General features: G+C 60.8%; 25 protein-coding genes. 11 read left to right on the plus strand and 14 right to left on the minus strand.

Annotation, left to right across the window (positions count from 1 at the left end; translation table 11 throughout):
- Window positions 1-2: 2 nt before the first annotated feature.
- The 6 genes from FTO60_RS02370 to FTO60_RS02395 all read left to right on the plus strand — a co-directional run bounded on the left by FTO60_RS02370 (window position 3) and on the right by FTO60_RS02395 (window position 6,293).
- A complete protein-coding gene (locus FTO60_RS02370) occupies window positions 3-1,001 on the plus strand; it encodes an SIS domain-containing protein (protein ID WP_254696870.1) in 999 nt (332 codons plus the stop codon).
- Complete coding sequence (locus FTO60_RS02375; RefSeq protein ID WP_148054465.1) at window positions 998-2,050, plus strand: SIS domain-containing protein; 1,053 nt, start codon at window positions 998-1,000, stop codon at window positions 2,048-2,050. The genes FTO60_RS02370 and FTO60_RS02375 overlap by 4 nt, the downstream gene beginning before the upstream one ends.
- Window positions 2,047-2,946 carry an ROK family protein gene (locus tag FTO60_RS02380; RefSeq protein ID WP_148054466.1) on the plus strand — a complete coding sequence of 300 codons (900 nt, stop codon included), beginning with the start codon at window positions 2,047-2,049 and terminating at the stop codon, window positions 2,944-2,946. Before FTO60_RS02375 ends, FTO60_RS02380 begins: the two co-directional genes overlap by 4 nt.
- Window positions 2,943-4,085, plus strand: coding sequence for an N-acetylglucosamine-6-phosphate deacetylase (gene nagA / locus FTO60_RS02385; RefSeq protein ID WP_148054467.1), 1,143 nt, complete (start codon window positions 2,943-2,945; stop codon window positions 4,083-4,085). The genes FTO60_RS02380 and nagA overlap by 4 nt, the downstream gene beginning before the upstream one ends.
- Entirely contained in the window at window positions 4,072-4,812 is a 741-nt protein-coding gene (locus FTO60_RS02390; RefSeq protein ID WP_148054468.1) for a copper homeostasis protein CutC, read from the plus strand. The genes nagA and FTO60_RS02390 overlap by 14 nt, the downstream gene beginning before the upstream one ends.
- A gap of 77 nt (window positions 4,813-4,889) precedes the next feature.
- Complete coding sequence (locus FTO60_RS02395) at window positions 4,890-6,293, plus strand: hypothetical protein (protein ID WP_148054469.1); 1,404 nt, start codon at window positions 4,890-4,892, stop codon at window positions 6,291-6,293.
- On the opposite strand, the gene FTO60_RS02400 is transcribed toward FTO60_RS02395, so the two are convergent.
- Window positions 6,290-7,099: a division plane positioning ATPase MipZ gene (locus FTO60_RS02400; RefSeq protein ID WP_148054470.1), complete on the minus strand. Its 810-nt coding sequence runs from the start codon at window positions 7,097-7,099 to the stop codon at window positions 6,290-6,292. The two genes, FTO60_RS02395 and FTO60_RS02400, sit on opposite strands and share 4 nt — an antisense overlap.
- 390 nt (window positions 7,100-7,489) lie before the next feature.
- On the opposite strand from FTO60_RS02400, the gene FTO60_RS02405 reads away from it, so the two are divergent.
- Complete coding sequence (locus FTO60_RS02405; protein WP_148054471.1) at window positions 7,490-8,785, plus strand: DEAD/DEAH box helicase; 1,296 nt, start codon at window positions 7,490-7,492, stop codon at window positions 8,783-8,785.
- A 37-nt stretch (window positions 8,786-8,822) separates the two neighbouring features.
- Here the strand turns inward: FTO60_RS02405 and FTO60_RS02410 are convergent, their stop codons facing one another.
- The 11 genes from FTO60_RS02410 to FTO60_RS02460 all read right to left on the minus strand — a co-directional run bounded on the left by FTO60_RS02410 (window position 8,823) and on the right by FTO60_RS02460 (window position 16,133).
- A complete protein-coding gene (locus tag FTO60_RS02410) occupies window positions 8,823-9,155 on the minus strand; it encodes a cupin domain-containing protein (protein WP_148054472.1) in 333 nt (110 codons plus the stop codon).
- A gap of 128 nt (window positions 9,156-9,283) precedes the next feature.
- Window positions 9,284-9,505 carry a 50S ribosomal protein L31 gene (gene rpmE / locus FTO60_RS02415; protein ID WP_148054473.1) on the minus strand — a complete coding sequence of 74 codons (222 nt, stop codon included), beginning with the start codon at window positions 9,503-9,505 and terminating at the stop codon, window positions 9,284-9,286.
- 11 nt (window positions 9,506-9,516) lie between these two features.
- Entirely contained in the window at window positions 9,517-9,900 is a 384-nt protein-coding gene (rplS, locus tag FTO60_RS02420; protein ID WP_148054474.1) for a 50S ribosomal protein L19, read from the minus strand.
- Between the two features lie 440 nt (window positions 9,901-10,340).
- On the minus strand, window positions 10,341-11,132 hold the full coding sequence (trmD, locus tag FTO60_RS02425; protein ID WP_148054475.1) for a tRNA (guanosine(37)-N1)-methyltransferase TrmD: 792 nt from the start codon (window positions 11,130-11,132) through the stop codon (window positions 10,341-10,343).
- The gene (locus tag FTO60_RS02430; protein WP_172623783.1) at window positions 11,129-11,953 is read right to left on the minus strand and encodes a hypothetical protein; all 825 of its coding nucleotides are present in this window, start codon (window positions 11,951-11,953) and stop codon (window positions 11,129-11,131) included. The genes trmD and FTO60_RS02430 overlap by 4 nt, the downstream gene beginning before the upstream one ends.
- A complete protein-coding gene (gene rimM / locus FTO60_RS02435) occupies window positions 11,937-12,470 on the minus strand; it encodes a ribosome maturation factor RimM (protein ID WP_148054477.1) in 534 nt (177 codons plus the stop codon). Before rimM ends, FTO60_RS02430 begins: the two co-directional genes overlap by 17 nt.
- Before the next feature lie 54 nt (window positions 12,471-12,524).
- Complete coding sequence (gene rpsP / locus FTO60_RS02440; protein WP_148054478.1) at window positions 12,525-12,962, minus strand: 30S ribosomal protein S16; 438 nt, start codon at window positions 12,960-12,962, stop codon at window positions 12,525-12,527.
- 27 nt (window positions 12,963-12,989) lie between these two features.
- The gene (locus tag FTO60_RS02445) at window positions 12,990-13,286 is read right to left on the minus strand and encodes a chorismate mutase (protein WP_148054479.1); all 297 of its coding nucleotides are present in this window, start codon (window positions 13,284-13,286) and stop codon (window positions 12,990-12,992) included.
- A 67-nt stretch (window positions 13,287-13,353) separates the two neighbouring features.
- Entirely contained in the window at window positions 13,354-13,914 is a 561-nt protein-coding gene (locus tag FTO60_RS02450) for a GNAT family N-acetyltransferase (protein ID WP_148054480.1), read from the minus strand.
- An 88-nt stretch (window positions 13,915-14,002) separates the two neighbouring features.
- Window positions 14,003-15,478, minus strand: a complete 1,476-nt coding sequence (gene ffh / locus FTO60_RS02455) for a signal recognition particle protein (RefSeq protein ID WP_148054481.1) — start codon at window positions 15,476-15,478, stop codon at window positions 14,003-14,005.
- 154 nt (window positions 15,479-15,632) lie between these two features.
- Window positions 15,633-16,133 (minus strand): hypothetical protein, encoded by a 501-nt coding sequence (locus FTO60_RS02460; protein WP_148054482.1) that lies wholly within the window; start codon window positions 16,131-16,133, stop codon window positions 15,633-15,635.
- Window positions 16,134-16,257: 124 nt separating this feature from the next.
- On the opposite strand from FTO60_RS02460, the gene FTO60_RS02465 reads away from it, so the two are divergent.
- Window positions 16,258-17,133 (plus strand): LysR family transcriptional regulator, encoded by an 876-nt coding sequence (locus FTO60_RS02465; protein WP_148054483.1) that lies wholly within the window; start codon window positions 16,258-16,260, stop codon window positions 17,131-17,133.
- Window positions 17,134-17,338: 205 nt separating this feature from the next.
- On the opposite strand, the gene FTO60_RS02470 is transcribed toward FTO60_RS02465, so the two are convergent.
- Together FTO60_RS02470 and FTO60_RS02475 are read right to left on the minus strand one after the other, a co-directional pair.
- Entirely contained in the window at window positions 17,339-17,977 is a 639-nt protein-coding gene (locus FTO60_RS02470) for a hypothetical protein (protein WP_148054484.1), read from the minus strand.
- 41 nt (window positions 17,978-18,018) lie between these two features.
- The gene (locus tag FTO60_RS02475) at window positions 18,019-18,345 is read right to left on the minus strand and encodes a helix-turn-helix transcriptional regulator (protein WP_148054485.1); all 327 of its coding nucleotides are present in this window, start codon (window positions 18,343-18,345) and stop codon (window positions 18,019-18,021) included.
- Between the two features lie 207 nt (window positions 18,346-18,552).
- On the opposite strand from FTO60_RS02475, the gene FTO60_RS02480 reads away from it, so the two are divergent.
- The 3 genes from FTO60_RS02480 to FTO60_RS02490 are packed head-to-tail and all read left to right on the plus strand — an operon-like array spanning window position 18,553 to window position 19,979.
- Window positions 18,553-18,900, plus strand: coding sequence for an AtpZ/AtpI family protein (locus tag FTO60_RS02480; protein ID WP_148054486.1), 348 nt, complete (start codon window positions 18,553-18,555; stop codon window positions 18,898-18,900).
- The gene (locus tag FTO60_RS02485; protein WP_148054487.1) at window positions 18,893-19,693 is read left to right on the plus strand and encodes a F0F1 ATP synthase subunit A; all 801 of its coding nucleotides are present in this window, start codon (window positions 18,893-18,895) and stop codon (window positions 19,691-19,693) included. Before FTO60_RS02480 ends, FTO60_RS02485 begins: the two co-directional genes overlap by 8 nt.
- Before the next feature lie 49 nt (window positions 19,694-19,742).
- Complete coding sequence (locus FTO60_RS02490) at window positions 19,743-19,979, plus strand: F0F1 ATP synthase subunit C (protein ID WP_148054488.1); 237 nt, start codon at window positions 19,743-19,745, stop codon at window positions 19,977-19,979.
- Window positions 19,980-20,039 lie beyond the last annotated feature (60 nt).

Below are 20,039 nucleotides of genomic sequence, written 5' to 3' on the forward strand. Positions count from 1 at the left end.
GCATGGAAACCAAAACCGCAGGCAGCCTGATGGCGACCGAATCCGCGCAGGCGCTGGATGTGTTCTGTGCCGCCGCTGCGCAAAAGGTGGACGCCCTTGCGCTGAAAAATGCCCGCGCGTTCTATACCATCGCGCGCGGGTCGTCCGATGCGGCCGCCAATATCCTGTCCTACGAAATGATGCGCGAACTTGGCGTGCCGGTCACATCCCTGCCGCCCTCGGTGTTTTCGCTCGGGCAGGGGGTGGACATGGCAGGCACCGCCGCGCTTGTGATCAGCCAATCTGGGGCCAGCGATGATCTGGTGCTCTCGGCCAAAGGGGCGGCCGCACAGGGCGCACAGGTCGTGGCCATTACCAACCAATCGCGATCAAACGTCGAAATGGCAGCGCATTTGCACCTGCCCATCAACGCGGGGCCGGAACTGGCCGTGCCAGCCACGAAAACCGTGATCGGATCAGTCGCCGCAGGCATGGCCCTGCTTGGCGCGCTGTCGCCCGATTACGCCGCCCGCGCCGCGCAATCCATCGCGACCCTGCGGGGGATCGACCCGACCCACCCGCGCGCCGCGAAACTGCAAGCCGCGCTGCTGCGCGCGCGCCATATCTATGTGATCGGTCGCGATACGGGGTATGGTGCGGCGCATGAGGTCGCGCTCAAGCTAAAGGAATGTTGCGCCCTGCATGCCGAACCATATTCATCTTCCGAGGTGTTGCACGGCCCGATGCAACTGGCCACAAACCCGCTGATGGTGCTGATCCTTGATAATGGCAGCGCGCATATTCAGGACAGCCTTGATCAGGCCGAAGCACGGTTTCGCAAGATCGGCTGCGACGTGCAGCGGATCAGCCCTGCGGATATTGGCGCGCAGGGTCTGACGCCTGCATCTGCGGCTGGCCTTTTGCTGGCGATGATGTATCCGGTCATTCTGAACACGGCCCTTGCGCTGGGGATGGACCCGGATGCGCCCGAAACCCTCTCGAAGGTGACACAAACCACATGAGCGATGATCTGAACCTATGGGCCACCTGGCGCGAAATCCACAGCCAGCCCGACATTTGGCAGGCTTGGGGCACATCCTTGGATGTGGAAGGTTTGCGCGCATGGACCCGGGACCAGGACGCTGATGACGTCTGGTTCTGCGGCGCGGGCACGAGCGCCTATATCGGTGACATCATCGCAGCAGGCCTGCATGGTGCGCGCGCGGTGCCCAGCACCGATCTGGTCAGTCGCCCGCAGCATTTCTGCGAAGGTGTGCGTCCGCTGGTCGTCAGTTTCGGGCGGTCGGGCAACAGCACCGAAAGCATTGGCACGCTTGACGTCTTGGACGCGCTTGCGCCCGGTGCGCCACGCCTGAACATCACCTGCAACAAGGACAGTGTATTGGCGACCCGCGCATCACGCGCACCGCAAAAGGTGATCACCCTGCCGCAAGAAACGCATGACGCGGGCTTTGCCATGACCAGCAGTTTTTCGACAATGCTGCTGACTGCCTTGGCGCTGTTTGACGCGCCCTGCGATTTTCCCGGCCGCACGGCGGCGCTGGCCGATCAATTGCGCGCCATCCTGCGTGATCATCCGGCGGCGCCAATGCCGCAGCGGGCGGTTTATCTTGGCACCGGGCCGCTGGCCTTTGCGGCGCGCGAAGCGGCGCTCAAGGTGATGGAACTTTCTGCCGGACAAATCCCGGCCCTTTGGGACAGCACGTTGGGGTTCCGGCATGGGCCGAAATCCTTTGTGAGCGATGACACCGCGATCACCCTGTTCCAAAGCCCCGATCACCCCGCCAGCGCCTATGAAACCGACCTCGCGGGCGAACTTCGCGCGCAGTTCCCGCAAGCACGCCTCGCCACTGTCGGCCCCACGGGCGACACCAAGGTTGCGATGCCATATGGCGCGCTTTGGGCCGCGCCCTTGGTCATCGCAACGGCACAATTGGACGCCGTGCGCTGGTCGCATGCCCTGGGCCTGAACGTCGATGACCCGTTTGCCGGCCAAGGCACCCTGAGCCGCGTGGTCTCGGGCGTGAAACTCTATCCGGTGGCGTCATGACAGCAGTTGGGATCGACCTTGGTGGCACAAAGATCGAAACGCAGGTGTTCGATGACGACTGGCGGGTGATCGCGCGCAACCGTGTTGCGACGCCGCGCGATTATGATGACCTTGTTGCGGCGGTCGCGTCACAGATCGCCTGGGCTGACGGCAAGACCGGCGTGCCTGCGCCAGTGGGCATTGGCGCGGCAGGGCTGATCAATCCGGTGACGGGGCTGGCACTGACGGCGAACCTCGTCGCGTCCGGCAAACCCTTGCCAAGTGATGTCGCAAAGGCCGCAGGCCGCGCGGTAACCTATGTGAACGACTGCCGCGCGCTTGCCCTGTCCGAGGCTGTGTTCGGCGCAGGCAAGGGGCATCGCACGGTCATGTCGCTGATCATGGGAACCGGCATCGGCGGCGGCATTGCGATCGATGGCGCAATCATGCATGGCCCGACCCTGACAGGTGGTGAATTTGGCCATACCTCCGCGCCTGCCCATCTGGTCGCGAAATATGATCTGCCGATCGTGCAATGCGGCTGCGGGCGCATGGGCTGTAGCGAGACCTATATCGCCGGTCCGGGCCTGACCCGGATTGCAAAGGCGCTGACAGGGTCCGCGTTGACCCCGCAGGACATCGCCGCCACGCGCCATGCGGAATCTGCGCAGGTTTGGCAGGCGTGGTGCGACCTGGTCGCGGACCTGATGCGCACACTGATCCTGACCGTTGATCCAGACATTATCGTGCTGGGCGGCGGGCTAAGCCAGATTGACGGGGTCATCGGCGATCTGACAACCGCAGCCCTCGCCGCACAGATCGGCGATTTTTCAATCCCGCCGATTGTCCTTGCGCAGGGCGGTGATACAAGCGGCGCGCGCGGCGCGGCCTATGCCGCTTGGAACGGGGTGACATGATGGACCGCTGGATCGCACCTGATCTGCTATTTGATGGCACGGATGTGCATCGGGGCAAGGCGCTGCGCCTGTCGGGCGGGCGCGTGACCGAAGTGGCGGATGCACCCGCCGATGCGCTGGCGGTCAAAGGGTTGATCACACCCGGTTTCGTTGATCTTCAGGTCAATGGCGGTGGCGGGATCATGGTGAACACCATGCCAACTCTTGACGGAATCGCCGGTATTTTGGCGGCGCATCGCGGGCTGGGCACGGTTGCGCTGATGCCCACCGTGATCACCGATCACCCCGATATCATGGACAAGGCCGCAGATGCGGCGATTGCCGCCAAGGGGCTGCACGGCTTCGTCGGATTGCACATCGAGGGGCCGCATATTTCTGTAGCGCGCCGTGGCACCCATGCCGCGCGGTTCATCCGCCCGTTTGACGCACGCACGATGGAAACGGCAATGCGTTTGCGCGCAGCCGGTGTTGCCGTGATGCTGACGCTTGCGCCGGAAAACGCGACACCTGCGCATGTGGCGACCCTAGCGCAAAGCGGGGCGGTCGTATCGGTCGGCCATACGGATGCCACCGCCGAGGAGGTGCGCGCGTTGATGGCGGCAGGTGCGACCTGCGCAACCCATCTGTTCAACGCGATGTCGCCGATGCTGGGCCGTGCGCCGGGCGCAGTCGGTGCTGTGATCAATTCCGACTGCTACGCGGGCATCATTTGTGACGGGCATCATCTGGCCGATGAAATTGTCGGCATGGCGATCCGCGCGCGCCCTGTTCCCAGGCGGATGATGCTTGTGTCCGACGCGATGGCGACCGTTGGCGGACCGGATGAATTCACGCTTTATGGCCAGACGATCCGCCTGCAGGACGGACGTTTGGTCAACGAGGAAGGGTCGCTTGCCGGGGCGCATGTAACCCAGGCGCTGGGTGTCCAGCGGCTTGTGAGGCAGACTGGCACGCCATTGGAAACCGCGCTTGCGATGGCGACATCCGCACCTGCTGCCTGTATTGGGCGTCCTGATTTGGGTGGTCTTGTGGGGCGGGGCGCGGACGACCTTGTCGTGCTTGACGCCGACACACTTGATTATGGCGGCGACCTGGCAACCGCATTGTCGGTGGTCGCGCAAAACAATGCCGCCCAATAGCGCCACGCTTGAGGTTTGCGTTGATACCGCGGAAGGTATCGCCGCGTGCCAAACCCACGCCGACCGGATCGAACTGTGCAGTGCGCTTGATTTGGGTGGGCTGACCCCCTCGGCGGGACTGATCGAGATCGCGCGCGAAAGTGCGGTGCCCGTGCACGTGATGATCCGGCCCCGCACGGGCGATTTTTGCTACGATGCCCGCGATCTTTCGACCTGCCTGCACGATATCGCAGCGGCACGCCGCGCAGGTCTGGCGGGCGTGGTTCTGGGGGCGTCCAAGGGCGGGCGGCTAGATGCCGAAGCACTTGCCGATATGCGGGGTGCGGCGGGCGAAATGGCCTGCACGCTGCACCGTGTGATTGACCTGACTGAGGATCCCTTGCGAGCACTTGAAGACGCGATCGCGCTTGGGTTTGATTGTATCCTGACCTCGGGCGGGGCGTTGTGCGCGCACGACGGGATTGCTGGCCTGACCGCCTTGCAACATGCCGCAGCGGGCCGGATCACGGTGATCGCGGGCAGCGGCGTGACAGCGCGCAACCTCGGCGATATCGCAGCAAGAACGGGAATCGGTGCCTTTCATGCCTCCTGTTCCAGCCCTGTGGCACAGGGGCAAAAGGAACAGGCGTTCGGTTTTTCCGCTGCATCACGAAACCGCACCGACGGCGACAAGATCGCGCGGATGCGCGCGGCGCTGGATGCGCTTCCCATGCTTTCATCACCATAAAATCGGTCGCACCGCGCCGCAAATTGGCCCCAAACGCCTGTCACTTTCAGTCCAAATCTTTGGTTAGGGCAGGTCATATGCAATATATTCTCGCAGGTCTCATCCGCTTTGTGATGTCGGGTCCATTGGCGCTTTTCGCGGGTGCTGCTGCCGTGTTGGCACTGGGATATTTCCTGCAAATCGCTGAAAACGATCGGGAACTGCGCAAGGCCGCAGCCCTTGCCGCAGGCCCGCCCGCTGTTGTCGACATCGAGGATTATGATCGCGCCAGTCATCGCACTGACATGGGCGAGGTGAACCTGCGCGCCCAGCTTGATTTCTCGATGGATTATCAGTTGACGCTCGAAGGATCGTCATCGACCGACCGCGCGCTGATGGTGCCATTGTTGGAGGTCGAAACCGGCGAACCGGTTGGTGTCGCCCTGTTCACAACCCGCAATTTCCAGTTCGAGGACATGGAGCCGATGGCTCTTTTGGCGAAATCCCAAGGGTTTGGTGAAGTTGGCCCGATCCTGAACCTGAACGGCGAAACGGGCACGTTGGGGAAATGGGACGACATCGTCGCGGACTCCTTTCGTGAACAGGGCCGTGCGTTCGCGTCCGATTTCCTGATCGTTTACCCCTATGTGAACGGGCGCGCCGCCGAATTTGCACCCAAGACCGGCACTGTTTTCGGGCTTTTTTCAAAGATTGCAGGGGCAATTGCCTTGCTGGCCATTCTGAAAATGGTCTTTCGCAAACCCGCGCCTGTCTCTGCCGAAATACCTGACTTGCCACCATTGCAACCATCGGCCGGGCCTCAAACCGCGTCGGGGTTCAGCCCGCTTGACGACCCCTTTGCGCTGACCGGCAGCAATCGCAAGGGCATGATGCAAGATGATCAGGCCGATCCTTTGGCCGTCACCCCAGCGCCCGTCGTAGCCGCGCAAGTGACGGAAAACACCCCTGAATGGAAGCGTCGCCTGGATGCGAAAATCAACGGGCAAGCGGCAGATGACACGGGGTCTGCGACCCTGCGGGCCGGCATGGTCGGGGCAAATACACCCGCCAAGCGATCCTTTGGTGCAACCCTGCGCAAAGTGGCCCTGATCGTGGTTGGTGCGGTGTTCGGGCTGGTGTTAATCGCGACCATCGGCAGTCTGTTGATGGACGCCCGTCAAAACGATGCGGCCGCCGCAGTTTCCATTCCAACTGCCGAAGAACGTGTCGCCCAGGTCGTGGCCGAATACGTCGCCCCGACCACTGCCGCGACCGAAAAGGAATGGTACGAGATTGATTTCGCCCCGATCGCCCAATGGTTCGTCGCCAAAGGCGTGCTGGCCGTCAGTGGTGACAAGAACGCGCAGGTGACCCTTGCGATGATGGTGGGCGGGTTGTTCTTGCTCTTGTTCCTGCTGCGCTGGTTCTTCTTTGTGCGCGGCATGTTCCGGCCCAAGATTCAGCCGTCAATGACCGGCATGGGCATGGACAGCGGCTACTAGAAATCCACCGTCACGCCCGGAAGGTTCAGCGCCTTGATCAACTCGCGCAGTTCCTGACGGGCGGCGACGTTGGATATATTCAACCCCGTTACACCCAAATCGCGCAGGTCCAGCAGGGTCAGGCCACGGGGGAACAATTCGCGGAAGATTACCCGTTCATTGAAACCCGGTGCCGTGCGAAACCCGATCCGGCGCGATAGTTTGGTGATCGCGGTTTCCATCTTTTGCTTGTTGACCATGTTCTGCGCACCCATCCGGTTGCGCACCACGACCCAGTCAATCGGGTCAAGCCCCGCCTGTGCGCGCAGTTGCCGCGCATTCCAGACCATGCTGGAATAGACCGAGGGGCCTTTGATCGTTTCACCATCGGTGTCCACATGGGCCAGCAGATCAAAGTCGATGAAACTGTCATTGAGCGGCGTGATCAGCGTATCTGCCAGCGAATGGGCGACCTGTGACAGGCGCGTGTGGCTGCCCGGGCAGTCGATCAGGATAAAGTCGCTATCGGGCTCCAGCGTGGCGACGGCGGCACTGAGCCGGTGATCATAGACATTTTCGCCCGGTTTCAGGCTTGCGGCGTCAATCTCGGGCAGGTCGTGATAGGTCGGTGTGGGCAGCGACAACCCTTCCTGCGCCATATAGGCGGTGCGGTTTTCGATGTAGCGGCCCAGCGTTTTCTGGCGCAGGTCCAGATCAAGCGTGCCAACCTTGTGGCCCATCCGCGACAGGGCCGTTGCCACATGCATCGATACGGTCGATTTGCCCGCGCCGCCTTTTTCGTTACCAACAACGATGATATGTGCCACTGCCCTTGCCCCTTGTGCCTGCTCCGGTTCAACTCCGGACGGTCGGCGTAACTATATGGCGCGCGGCGTGCAAGGGGAAGCGGATGCGCGCTGAACATATCGCATTTTCGTCAAACCCTTGACTTGTGGTAACAAAGGGGCCATCTGCCCCTAGACCGATGCAGGCTGCCGCGTGAGCAGGGCATATCAGGCGCAGCGCCCGACACCGCCAAAGATGCATTGTGACAGGTTCCCACCATCACGCAGGGGTTCCGCGCCACGTCGGCGTGCGAGCAATCCTGCTTTCATGTCAGTGCGACGGCGCAATCCCTTTGCCGCCTTGCCCGTTCGGGTCGGGCATATTTTTCCGTGCGGCCCCTTGCGGGGTCGCCGAACCGATAGGACATCCATATGGATTTCGACATGCTGGGCCTTGCGCCCCGCCTTGTGGCCAAACTGGCCGAACAGGGCATCAAAGACCCAACCCCAATTCAGGCGCAGGCAATCCCGCACGCGATGAATGGCCGTGACGTGATGGGCCTTGCCCAGACGGGCACCGGAAAAACCGCCGCCTTTGGCCTGCCAATGATCGACGCGCTGATGAAAGCCGGCGTCAAGCCCGAGCCGAAAACCGCACGCGGCCTGATTCTTGCGCCCACGCGCGAACTGGCCAAACAGATCGCTGACAACCTTAGCGCCTATACGCAAGGATCGCACCTCAAGGTGAACCTTGTTGTCGGCGGGGCGGGTATCGTTGGGCAGATGAAACGGCTTGAACGTGGCACCGACCTTTTGGTCGCCACCCCCGGCCGCCTGATTGACCTGCTCGACCGCAAGGCGGTGCGTTTGAACGAAACGCACTACCTTGTCTTGGACGAAGCTGACCAGATGCTCGACATGGGGTTCATTCACGCCCTTCGCCAGATTGCGCCGCTGCTGGCCACCCCGCGCCAGACGATGATGTTTTCGGCCACGATGCCGAAACTGATGACCGAACTGGCTGCATCGTTCCTGAATGACCCGATCCGGGTGCAGGTCGCTCCTCCGGGCAAGGCAATTGAAAAGATCGAACAGTCGGTCCATTTCGTTGCCAAAGCAGCCAAGAACGATTTGCTGATCGAACTGCTGGACAAGCACCGCAATGAACGCGCGATCGTATTCGGGCGCACCAAACACGGCTGTGAAAAGCTGCATAAGATGTTGGAGGCCAAGGGCTTCGCTTCTGTTTCGATCCACGGCAACAAGAGCCAAGGCCAGCGCGAACGCGCGATTGAGGGCTTCAAGAACGGCAAGCTGCGTGTGTTGGTTGCGACCGATGTAGCCGCCCGCGGTCTGGACATCCCCGAGGTCAAGCACGTCTATAACTACGACCTGCCCAACGTCGCTGAAAACTATGTCCACCGCATTGGCCGCACGGCCCGCGCCGGTGCTGACGGCATGGCGATTGCCTTTTGCGCACCCGATGAAATGATTGAATTGCTGGATATTCAAAAGGCGATGAAAGCCGATATTCCGGTTGCATCAGGTCGCCCCTGGGAAGTGCAGCCTGGTCAGAAAAAGAAACCCAACGGCGGTGGCGGCGGAGGTCGGCGCGGTGGCGGTGGCCAGCGGCGCTCTCATGGTGGTGGTGCCAAGCCCGCCCACGCCGCAGCAAAACCGGCAGGCGGCAATCGTCGCCGCCGCAAATCCGGCCGCGGTGCAGCATAAATCGACGACAGAACGGGCGGCCATGCGCCGCCCGTTATCATTTCAGCGGGTAGCGGTCGCCTTCTTCAAAGACATCCAGTGCCTGCGTTCCAGCAGTCACTTTGACGCTATGCACCGCACCTGACGGGATGTCGTAGGTGTCACCCGGCGCATAGACGGTTGTGACCCCCTCGATGGTGAGTTCAAGCCGCCCGGCGATCAGTGTGCCCCACTGGCCCTTGTGGGAATGCGGGGGCAGCTCGAAATCCTCGTGGAACGTGAAGAACGCGACCAGTCCCGAGTCCGAGGCAATCGCGCGGGTTGAAACGATGTCTTCAGAAATGGGCACGTCCAATTTGGGAAACGCATCAATGAATTTTGAGAATGACATGGGTTTCCTTCCTCAGGTTGTTTGATGGCCCAACCTAGCACACCACTGCGACACTGTCGTGCCCCCCAAACGCAAAACGCCGCCCGGAACAATGGGCGGCGTTTCGTTTTCTGAAAAAGGTGGGTGTTTTAAAAACCCAGACCTTCGTATTTTTTCTTGAACTTGGACACGCGACCACCGGTATCAAGAAGACGGCTGTTGCCGCCTGTCCATGCGGGGTGGACGGTCGGGTCAATATCAAGCGACAACTGGTCGCCTTCGGCACCCCAGGTTGAGCGCATCTGCAACATTGTGCCATCCGTCATTTTGACGTTGATCAGGTGGTAGTCGGGGTGGATCTCTTTTTTCATCTCGACTTCTCCTATGCGTTGGCTTCGCCGATGGGGCGATAGTTGGTCTGTTCGGAAATACGCGCAGACTTGCCGCGGCGCGAACGCAGGTAATACAGCTTGGCGCGGCGCACACGGCCACGGCGGACAACGGTGATGCTGTCGATATTTGTCGAATGCAGCGGGAACACACGTTCCACGCCTTCGCCAAAGGAAATCTTGCGAACGGTGAATGACCCAGCGATGCCAGTGCCGTTCTTGCGTGCGATGCACACACCTTCGTAGTTCTGGACGCGCGAGCGCGTGCCTTCGGTCACCTTGTAACCGACACGGATGGTGTCACCCGCTTTGAAATCGGGAATGTCTTTCCCGAGGGCGGCGACTTGCTCCGCCTCTAGTTGTGCGATCAGGTCCATTGACCGTCTCCTGTGTTTCACGCGGTTTTTCCGCGGATGTGAGGGCTACCAGAGCTTTGGTCTTCGCGGGTCAGTCATGCTGCCCACCAAAGGTTTCGCGGCCTTGCTTTTGCTATCTGGCGGGTTCGCGGTGAAGAGGCCGCGGCCATACCAAACAGGTCCGACGACTCAGTTGGGCCGCAGACAGGCGGGATATAGAGGGAAGGGGCGTATGTGGCAAGGGGGGATTGGACGCACTTGCACGGAGTCAAGGCGCAGCCGCCGTGCATCGACAGGCCGCCCCGCCGGGCTGGCGATTTGGCAGATGGATGTCCCACGCTCCGACGGGGCGACGTGTTTGGCGACCATAAAATGCCACAGACCAACCTTTGGTCGCCACCCCGCGGCCTGTCGATGCACGGCGCACGGTTTCGCCAGCGTTATGTCAATCGGCGGTGTCGTCAGTTGCGCTTGCGTTTGCTCCACAAATCCGGTCGCCGCTCGGCTGTGATCTTCTCGCTCATCTCGCGGCGCCATTTGGCGACTTTGCCGTGGTCGCCCGAAGTCAGCACCGGCGGGATGTCCCGCCCTTCCCATTCCGCAGGGCGGGTGTATTGCGGATGTTCCAGCAGCCCGTTGGAATGGCTTTCCTCGACTGCACTTTCGGCGTTACCCAGCACACCGGGCAACAGGCGCACGCAGGCGTCGATCAGCACCATCGCAGGCAGTTCGCCACCGGTCAGCACATAATCCCCCATCGACACCTCGATGATGTCATAATGTTCCAGCACCCGTTCATCCACGCCTTCAAACCGGCCACACAGCAGGGTCACACCATCTGCGGCGGCCAGATCCTGCGCCATTTTTTGCGTGAAAGGCGCGCCGCGCGGGCTCAGGTAAATCAACGGCATTTGACCTTTGGCGCGACGGCGCGTGTCTTCGATGGCATTGGCCACCACATCGGCGCGCAGCACCATGCCCGCACCACCTCCGGCGGGGGTGTCATCGACATTGCGATGCTTGCCGATCCCAAAACGGCGCAGATCGGTTGTATGCAACTGCCAAATCCCGTCCTTGAGCGCCTTGCCGGTCAGGCTGTCGCCCAGAATGCCGGGAAAGGCCTCGGGCAGGAGCGTGATCACCTGCGCGCGCCAAACGCCCGCCAGATCGGGGGCGTCTTCCATCAGCGCGCGTGGTTTCAGTGTGGCGGCGATGGATTTTCGGCCATGGGATTTGCTGGGCTTTTCGGTCATGCGCGTGACACCTTCTTCCAACCACCGACACCGGACATTTCCGCCAGCGCATCCTTTTGGGCCTGCACTTCACCGTCCGGCAGATCGCCAAGATTCAGCGCAAGAAACTTCTCGGCAAGGTCGTCACTCGGCCCCTGATTGCCGACATCGACCGGATCAAGCCGTGCCATGAGGCCGCTGGGCAGGTCCAACCCGTTCAGGATCGCGCCGCCCGGGCCAAGCGGGTGATCGCGGCTTGCCTCAAGCGGAAGGGCAGTGACCGGAACGGGGGCAGTCCCCTCGCGAATGTCGCACACAACGGCATCCAGATCAGCGGCTGCGCGCAAAGCGGTACGAAATTCGTCCCAACTTTCCCGCAGACGGTATCCGCGCAGATGGTGGCGATAGGCGCTGTAAAGCCACTCGTCTGCGCCGCGCGTGGTCAGGGTGACGGACAGCGCGTGATCGGGAAAGCGGTCTGCAAGGTAGCCGCAGATATAGCTGATCGTAACAGGTGCGGCGGCGTAGGTATCAACGTCAGGCCAGCCCGGCAAATGGCCTGAAAGCCCTTCGCAACTGATCAGGATATGGCGTGGGTCGGCGGCGGTCACATCGGCAAATACGCTGTCGAGTGAGTCAATCATATCCATCAGTAACAATGGGTTCTGGGTTTTTGCGTAGCCCATGCACAGCTTGGCCACCTCGCGCAGGTGGCGCAGTTGAAAGATCGCGACATGCGGGGCAAGCAGGTCGCGGTTGAGCCAGAAAACATGTTGCGCCGTGCTGGTGCCGGTCTTGTGAAATCCGGGGTGCAGCAGGATTTTCTTAGCCATCGGTGGCATCAACATGATCGGGCATCAGCCCCTCGGGCGGATCAATGATCACACGGCCTGTTGCCAGATCGACGGTCGGCACAATCTTGCGGGTGAAGGGGATCAGGGCGCTGTCGCGCAAGCCGGGGCCGGTGACCTCAAGCATGTCCTCGGCGCCGTTGTTCATCACGGCCTTCACGCGGCCAATTTCCACGCCGCCGGTATCAAACACCGCAAGGCCGACCAGATCGTTGTGATAGTATTCGTCGTCGGGCAAATGCGGTAGCTGCGCGCGATCCGCATAAAGATCGACGCCGCGCAAATCATCTGCCTGTTCCTTGGTCGTGATTCCGTCCAGACGGGCGATCAGGCTGCCCTTGGTCTGGCCGATCAGCAGGATCGTCGCAAAGGTCTGGCCCTTGTCGGTGACAAGCGGGGTGTAATCGGCAATCGCTTCGGGATCGGCGCAAAAGGATTTCAGGCGCACGTCACCGTGGACGCCAAACGCGCCGCCAAGTGACCCGACAATGATACGATCCTTGTTCATGCGCGCGATCCTAGCAGGAAAAGCGGGGCCGCCAAGTGACGGCCCCACGTTCGTTTATTCAGTCGCTGCTTCTTCGGCGGCAACTTCCTCAACGGGAGCTTCCTCGACAGGGGCTTCCTCTGCAGGGGCGGGGGCTGCGGCGGCTTCGGCGGCGGCTGTGGCTTTGGCGGCTTTTTCTTCGGCGCGGTCCTGCGCGGCTTTGCCCGGTGTGCCCTTCTTGGGGTTGTTGCGGTCCTTCTTGGGCAGGACACCGGCGGCTTCCAGCATGCGGCTTACGCGGTCAGTGGGCTGTGCGCCCTGACCCAGCCAGTGCTGGATGCGCTCCATGTCCAGTTTGACGCGCTCTTCGCTGTCTTTAGCGAGCAGCGGGTTATATGTGCCCAGCTTTTCGATGTAGCGACCATCGCGGGGCATACGGCTGTCAGCCGCAACAACGCGGTAAAACGGGCGCTTCTTGGAGCCGCCGCGGGCGAGACGAATTTTCATAGCCATGGTAGTTAGTCCTTTGTTTTCAGTATTCTAAGTTTGGTGGCGCTTATGATGCTGAATCACTTCAGCGATGATGAAGTTGAGAAACTTCTTGGCAAACTCAGGGTCCAGATCGGCCTGTTTTGCCAAATCTTCAAGCCGTGCAATCTGGGCCGCTTCGCGGGCCGGATCGGACGGGGGAAGGTCGTGTTCGGCTTTGAGTTTCCCCACTGCCTGCGTGTGTTTGAACCGCTCGCCCAGCGTATAGACAAGGATCGCGTCCAGCCGGTCGATGCTGTCGCGGTGGCCTTTCAAAAGGTCGGCGGCAAGGATGGTGTGATCGGTCATTTTGCCCCCCGAAAGGCGATATGGAAAGCGTATGGAAAGCGTATGGAAAGCGTATGGCTGCGATACATCATGCCAGCGCCCCCTTGTGATGGCGCCAGATATTGACGATCCCGCCGTCATCTTCAAATTCACCACCGGGCGCATTGGCGATTTCGGTCTGGCGGGCATCGAACGTGGCACCGAGCCGTTTGGCCACGGCGACGGATGCATCATTGCCTTCGTCGATGTGGGATTGCGCGGTATCGACACCCATGACGCCCCAGGCCCAAGGGATCACGGCGCGCATCGCTTCGACGGCAAAGCCCTGACCCTCGTGCGCACCGTCGTAGAGCGTCCAGCCAAATTCCGGTTCTGCATATTGGAGCGGGTGAAAGACGCCAAAGCCGCCGATGGGTGTATCAAGGTCGCCCTTGAGCGTGGCCATGAACAACCCGTAACCGCGCAAGACCCAGTGCCCTGCGATCCCGAAAAAGTTGCCCGCTGCCTTTGGGGCGTCAATCGGCCCGCCGGTGAATACCGACCGTTCAGATCCTTTGAAACCGAGATAAGCCTGCGCGTCCGACATCCGCGGCGCGCGCAGGATCAGGCGATCGGTTTCAAGGGTGGGGATGGTGACGGTGCGGGTCATGACAACACGCCCCGGACCCTGATCCGGGGCCTTTGCGAGGGGAGGGTGAGGTCCCGGATCAAGTCCGGGACGTGGCGGGCTATTGTGATCATTTTTTCTTGCCGAACCCTGACAAGCCGGGGGGGAGCTGCGCGCCGCCACCAAGGCCGGGCAAGCCGCCCATGCCACCCATTTGCTGTTGCGCGGCGGCAATTTCCGCTTCGGAGGGGGCGCCTTTGCCGAACATGCCCTTCATGGCCTGTTTCAGCATCCCGCCCTTGCCCATCTTGCCCATCTTTTTCATCATGTCCGACATCTGGCGGTGCATTTTGATCAGCTTGTTCAGTTCGCTGACTTCCATGCCCGCACCCGCCGCGATGCGTTTCTTGCGGCTGGCCTGCAAAAGCTGCGGGTTGGCGCGTTCGCGTTTGGTCATCGACTGGATCAGCGCGACCTGACGTTTCAGGATGCTATCGTCAAAGCCCGCCTGTTCGACCTGTTTGGCCATCTTGCCCATGCCGGGCATCATGCCCATCATGCTTTCCATGCCGCCCATTTTCAGCATCTGTTCAAGCTGCATCTTCAGGTCGTTCATGTTGAACTGACCCTTCTGAAAGCGCTTCATCATGCGTTCGGCCTGTTCGGCCTCGATGGTTTCCTGCGCCTTTTCAACGAGGCTGACGATATCGCCCATGCCGAGGATACGGCCGGCAACACGTTCGGCGTGGAATTCCTCGATCGCGTCCATCTTTTCGCCAAGACCGACAAAGCGGATCGGCTTGCCCGTCACGGCGCGCATCGACAGGGCCGCACCACCGCGCCCGTCGCCGTCCATGCGGGTAAGGACAACGCCCGAAACGCCGATCTTGTCGTCAAATTCGGTCGCCACGTTCACTGCGTCCTGGCCGGTCAAACCATCGACCACGAGCAGCGTTTCGCGCGGGTTGGCCACGTCGCGCACGGCGGCGGCCTGGGCGATCAATTCGGCGTCGATGTGCAGGCGACCCGCCGTATCGAGCATGTAGACATCATACCCGCCAAGGCTCGCTTGGGTCTTGGCCCGCTTGGCGATCTGCACGGGGTCTTCGCCCTTGACGATCGGCAGGGTATCGACGCCGATCTGCACACCAAGGATCGCAAGCTGTTCCATTGCGGCGGGGCGGTTCACGTCAAGCGACGCCATCAACACCCGCTTGCCGTCTTTTTCTTTCAGGCGTTTCGCCAGTTTCGCCGTGGTTGTCGTTTTACCCGACCCTTGCAGGCCGACCATCAGGATCGGCGCGGGCGGATTGTCGATTTTCAGAACGCCGGGCTCTTCGCTGCCCGTCAGTACGTGCACCAGTTCGTCATGCACGATCTTGACGACCTGCTGACCGGGGGTCACCGATTTGGTGACGGACTGACCTGTTGCCTTGTCGGCCACGGCCTTGACGAAATCGCGCGCGACCTCCAGCGAGACGTCGGCTTCGAGCAGCGCGACACGGACTTCGCGCAGGGCGGTTTTGACATCATCCTCGGACAGCGCACCCTGTTTGGTGAGCTTGTCAAAGACACCTGACAGGCGTTCGGATAGATTTTCAAACATGCCGCAGGCCTCCTTGGCCAGTTAGGATATGACCACCCCTAGATAGGAAGTGATCGCGAAAAGCACAAATGCACCAGTGGGCGCAACGCGCTGACTGGTGGCGATCCCCGCAATGGGGACCGGAAGCGTGGGACTTCCGGATATAGGGTGGCGTTTAGGGGGTTGGCGGGGCGGAGTCAACGGGCCGCAAGGCCAGCCAGCCGTTTACGGCATCCGCGGCGCGCTGCGCACCTCGGCCACTGGTGTAGACTTCTGTGAACGGGTGCAGGCCCGCGTCCATCCCGCCGGTCAGTTCCAGTGTCATCCGGTGTGTATCCTTCTTGTCACCGCGCGCGGTTTCCACGATGGCGCGCCGCAGGTGGCGTAGATCGTGGCGCACGCGGGTGTGGCGAAACAGGGTGCGGCGGCGCAGTTCCAGACGGTTGTCGCGCCGATCCAGCACAAGCTGGTTGCGCCGCACGAAGATGGCGATGAACAGCCCGCCGATCCCGCCACCCAACAGAACAGTCATCAGGCCCGTAAAGGTATCGCCGTTCAAGAATGTCTCAAGCCCATAGCCCACGACCACAAGCACCATGCCGACAAGGATGATCCCAACCGGCCAGGGCTTGCTGTCGATAATCAACAGGTCGGGGGCGTTATGGGTGATCTTCATGGCTGCTATTTGGCCGTGGGTGGTGGCCAAGGTCAATCGGCGGATTTACCCTGCGCAAGCGAACGTGACTTGGCATTTTGCGGCAGTTGTGTTTTTCAGCGCACGTAAACGCGTGAGGGTTCAGATGGATAATTGGGACGAGGTTCGCACAGCCTATCAGGTGGCCCGTATGGGCACGGTTAGTGGTGCGGCGGATGTTTTGGGCGTGCATCACGCAACGGTCATTCGCCATATTGATGCGCTCGAGGCGAATCTGGGTGCCAAGCTGTTTCAGCGCCACGCGCGCGGCTATACCGCCACCGAAGCGGGTGAGGATCTGTTGCAGGTCGCCAAGATCACCGATGATCAGCTGACCCAGCTTGCGGGCCGTATCAAGGGGCGCGGGCAGGGTGTGAACGGTGATCTGGTGGTCACGTCGCTGGTATCGGCGGCGCCCGTGCTTGCGCCGGTCCTGACGCGGTTCCAGGTCGCCAATCCGGGCCTGCGGGTGCGCTATTTGACCGGGGATCGCCTGTTCCGGCTGGAATACGGCGAGGCGCATGTGGCCATTCGTGCGGGCGAAGCACCCGACCAGCCCGACAACGTGGTGCAACCCTTTCTGGAGCAGCGTGTGCGGTTGGTGGCTTCGCCCGACTATATCGCGCGCAAGGGGATGCCGACGGGCGAGGGTGATCTGGCGCGCCATGAATTTGTCGGTCACGATGATCTGCAATCGCGCGCGCCTTTCAACAAATGGCTGCGGGGTGCTGTAGATGACGACCAAGTCGTATTTCGCACCTCTGATAACCGCGCGATGCTGGACGCGATCGTTGCGGGGGCCGGCATCGGTTTTGTGATGGACTGGAGTGCCGCGCGCCATCCCGAACTGGTCGAGGTGATCCCATCGCGCGATGATTGGTCCGCCGCGCTGTGGCTGGTGACACATGTCGATCTGCACCGCACGGCCAAGGTGCAGGCGGTGCTGAAACACCTGAAAGAGGCGGCGAAATCACTGGGGTGATCCTGTTCCTGCCACGTGCGTGACGCGCGCCGTGCATCGACAGACCGCGGGACGGCGACTTGCCCTATGTGCGTGGCACTTTATGGTCGCCAAACACGTCCATCGGTAGAGTGTGGAACCTGCATCAGCCAAATCGCCAGCCCGGCGGGGCGGTCTGCCGATGCACGGCGGCTGCGCCTTGAGTCCGTGCAGGGGCAAATCCGGTTCACTCCACCCCGAACCGATCGTCCATCAAGGCGCGAAATTCGGCCGGAAAGCGCGCATCCGAGAACCGTTCCAGATAGTAATCGACGGTGCCAATGGGCGCGGGCAGTTGCACTTGATAGGTCAGCGTATTGGCTGAACACTGATAGGTGATGACGGGGGTAAAGCCGCCCATCCCACCGGGCGTGATCATGGTCGAGGAACTGCCGCCAAGGGTGGACTCGGCATCGACCTGCAACGCGACAAAACTGTCGCCGGTCGTGCAGAATTGCAGATTTGTGCCATCGCCCCAGATAAACCCGACCTGCGTGCCAATCGCGAGGTTCATTTCCACGCTCACCGTGTCTTCTTCGGTCACGGTGATTACCTCCATGTCCTGATGAAAGGGTAGCGTGGCATAAAGCCCGTCATCAAACACGGTCATCCCCAGCACCGGTGACATGCCCATGATCACCGTGCGTTCGGCATCGGGCAGGGGCATGCTGTCAATCGCGGCCTGAAGGCGGATCACGGCGCTGTTTTCACCAATCCAGTTGCCCACAAGGCAAGGATCGGGAAAGGGCACTTCGGCGGGGCAGGCCCCTTGGGACAGGGCGGGGCTGGCAAGGGTGGCGAAAAGGAGGGTGACAATACGTTTCATGAGAATGCTCCGTTGAAAGGGGCATGATAGCATGACCGGGATCAATTGTCGTCAAATTGCGTTTCCAGAAACGCCTCGAAGGCATCAAGGTTCACCGCCTCGAACTGTCCGAACCCCTGCATCCAGATCGAGGCATCGCGCATGGCGTCGGGGTCAAGTTTGCACCATTTCACGCGGCCACGCTTTTCCTGGGTGATCAGCCCGGCGGCGCTCAGCACCCCAAGGTGTTTGGAAATCGCCGCCAGCGACATCTCGAACGGGTCGGCGACATCCGTCACCGCCATATCATCCTCGAGCAGCATCGACAGAATCCTGCGGCGGGTCGGATCGGCAAGAGCGGCAAAAACGGTATCAAGAGTCTGGGCCATTGGTGTGCTTTGCCGCGCGTCGGTGCAAACGTCAACCATCTGGTTAAATAAGGTTTTGAGGGTGAATGGGGGTGCGACAGGCTGTCACCGGCGGTGTGATGTTATAAATTATCGTTCTAATTCAGTGATTTAACCACGCTTGTCTCGTGCTTGACTCGTGCAGCGGCAAACCGTAGCTACTGCGCAACTCTTGAGTGGGATTTTCGCGTGTCTGACGGACCTTCGCCCGATGATCATGCCAGTCGCCTGAAGGCGCTGGAGGACCGGATCAAAGCGGCCAAAGGCGACGAGGCAAAGCACCACTCGGAAGAGCACTACTCTCAGGCGCAGGTTGCCTGGCGAATGGTGATAGAGCTTGTGGCTGGTCTTGGGATCGGCTTTGGCATTGGATATGGGCTGGATTCCCTGTTTGGAACCCTGCCAATTTTTCTGGTGCTGTTCATATTTCTGGGCTTCGCAGCCGGTGTCAAAACCATGATGCGCACAGCCCGGGAGGTGCAGGAAAGACAGCTGGCCAAAGAGGCTGGCGACAACGAGGAAGCAGAAGATGCATAAGGTCTTTTTGTACGGGGCATTGGCGCTTGTTGTGCTCGCGGCTATTTTCTTGGGCCCCGAGACCCCGGAATTGACTTTCAAACCGCTGGATCAGTTCACTGTTGAGCCGCTGTTTGGTGGTGAGGTGGTGCATTGGTATACGCCCACAAACGCGACCTTGTGGATGGGCTTTGCGGTGCTTGGGATCATTGGCCTGCTGGTGCTGGGCACCCGTGGCCGCGCGATTGTGCCCACGCGTGTGCAGTCTGTCGCCGAGCTGCTTTACGGTTTTGTCTACAAGATGGTCGAGGATGTGACCGGCAAGGAAGGGGTAAAATACTTCCCCTATATCTTTACGATCTTCCTGTTCATCCTATTCGCCAACTTCCTTGGCCTGATCCCGATGTCGTTTACCACGACCACGCAGATCGCCGTGACGGCGGTGCTTGGTTTCGGTGTGTTCTTTGCGGTGACGATCCTTGGCTTTGTGCTGAACGGCCCCAAATTTCTGGGTCTGTTCTGGATGACTGAAGCACCTTTGGTCTTGCGCCCCGTCATCGCGCTGATCGAACTGATCTCGTATTTCGTGCGCCCCGTCAGCCACTCCATTCGTCTGGCGGGTAACGTCATGGCGGGTCACGCGGTGATCAAGGTGTTCGCAGCCTTCGCCGCAATCTCGGCCATCGCGCCGGTTTCGGTTCTGGCCATTACCGCTATCCTCGGTCTTGAGGTCCTTGTGGCCGGTATTCAGGCCTACGTCTTCGCTATTCTGACCTGCGTGTATCTTAAGGATGCCCTGCACCCCAACCACTAAGGTCCGTCTTAAACAACTAACGCAAATTCCATCGTAAGGAGAAAATGTCATGGAAGGCGATATCGCAAACATGGGTCAATTCATCGGCGCCGGTCTGGCCGCCATCGGTTCCGGCGCAGCCGCAATCGGTGTTGGTCACGTCGCTGGTAACTTTCTGGCCGGCGCATTGCGCAACCCATCCGCAGCTGCATCGCAGACTGCAACACTGTTCATCGGTCTGGCTTTTGCCGAAGCCCTGGGGATCTTCTCGTTCCTCGTCGCGCTTCTGCTGATGTTCGCCGTCTAAACAAACGACGCTTCCTTACGTGTGGGGCGGTGGGTTGACCCCGCCCCATAGACACCAGGA

It is taken from the genome of Octadecabacter sp. SW4 (genome assembly GCF_008065155.1).
Classification (GTDB): Bacteria; Pseudomonadota; Alphaproteobacteria; order Rhodobacterales; family Rhodobacteraceae; genus SW4.

Coding starts and splice junctions, on each gene's coding strand:
- FTO60_RS02380 (WP_148054466.1), top strand. CDS start 2,047: ATGACAGCAGTTGGGATCGACCTTGGTGGCACAAAGATCGAAACGCAG.
- rpmE (WP_148054473.1), bottom strand. CDS start 9,505: ATGAAAAAAGAGATCCACCCCGACTACCACCTGATCAACGTCAAAATG.
- FTO60_RS02395 (WP_148054469.1), top strand. CDS start 4,890: ATGCAATATATTCTCGCAGGTCTCATCCGCTTTGTGATGTCGGGTCCA.
- FTO60_RS02465 (WP_148054483.1), top strand. CDS start 16,258: ATGGATAATTGGGACGAGGTTCGCACAGCCTATCAGGTGGCCCGTATG.
- rplS (WP_148054474.1), bottom strand. CDS start 9,900: ATGGACCTGATCGCACAACTAGAGGCGGAGCAAGTCGCCGCCCTCGGG.
- FTO60_RS02450 (WP_148054480.1), bottom strand. CDS start 13,914: ATGACCCGCACCGTCACCATCCCCACCCTTGAAACCGATCGCCTGATC.
- FTO60_RS02410 (WP_148054472.1), bottom strand. CDS start 9,155: ATGTCATTCTCAAAATTCATTGATGCGTTTCCCAAATTGGACGTGCCC.
- FTO60_RS02485 (WP_148054487.1), top strand. CDS start 18,893: ATGCATAAGGTCTTTTTGTACGGGGCATTGGCGCTTGTTGTGCTCGCG.
- ffh (WP_148054481.1), bottom strand. CDS start 15,478: ATGTTTGAAAATCTATCCGAACGCCTGTCAGGTGTCTTTGACAAGCTC.
- FTO60_RS02475 (WP_148054485.1), bottom strand. CDS start 18,345: ATGGCCCAGACTCTTGATACCGTTTTTGCCGCTCTTGCCGATCCGACC.
- FTO60_RS02390 (WP_148054468.1), top strand. CDS start 4,072: ATGCCGCCCAATAGCGCCACGCTTGAGGTTTGCGTTGATACCGCGGAA.
- FTO60_RS02460 (WP_148054482.1), bottom strand. CDS start 16,133: ATGAAGATCACCCATAACGCCCCCGACCTGTTGATTATCGACAGCAAG.
- FTO60_RS02375 (WP_148054465.1), top strand. CDS start 998: ATGAGCGATGATCTGAACCTATGGGCCACCTGGCGCGAAATCCACAGC.
- FTO60_RS02445 (WP_148054479.1), bottom strand. CDS start 13,286: ATGACCGATCACACCATCCTTGCCGCCGACCTTTTGAAAGGCCACCGC.
- rimM (WP_148054477.1), bottom strand. CDS start 12,470: ATGAACAAGGATCGTATCATTGTCGGGTCACTTGGCGGCGCGTTTGGC.
- rpsP (WP_148054478.1), bottom strand. CDS start 12,962: ATGGCTATGAAAATTCGTCTCGCCCGCGGCGGCTCCAAGAAGCGCCCG.
- nagA (WP_148054467.1), top strand. CDS start 2,943: ATGATGGACCGCTGGATCGCACCTGATCTGCTATTTGATGGCACGGAT.
- trmD (WP_148054475.1), bottom strand. CDS start 11,132: ATGACCGAAAAGCCCAGCAAATCCCATGGCCGAAAATCCATCGCCGCC.
- FTO60_RS02405 (WP_148054471.1), top strand. CDS start 7,490: ATGGATTTCGACATGCTGGGCCTTGCGCCCCGCCTTGTGGCCAAACTG.
- FTO60_RS02370 (WP_254696870.1), top strand. CDS start 3: ATGGAAACCAAAACCGCAGGCAGCCTGATGGCGACCGAATCCGCGCAG.
- FTO60_RS02470 (WP_148054484.1), bottom strand. CDS start 17,977: ATGAAACGTATTGTCACCCTCCTTTTCGCCACCCTTGCCAGCCCCGCC.
- FTO60_RS02430 (WP_172623783.1), bottom strand. CDS start 11,953: ATGCCACCGATGGCTAAGAAAATCCTGCTGCACCCCGGATTTCACAAG.
- FTO60_RS02490 (WP_148054488.1), top strand. CDS start 19,743: ATGGAAGGCGATATCGCAAACATGGGTCAATTCATCGGCGCCGGTCTG.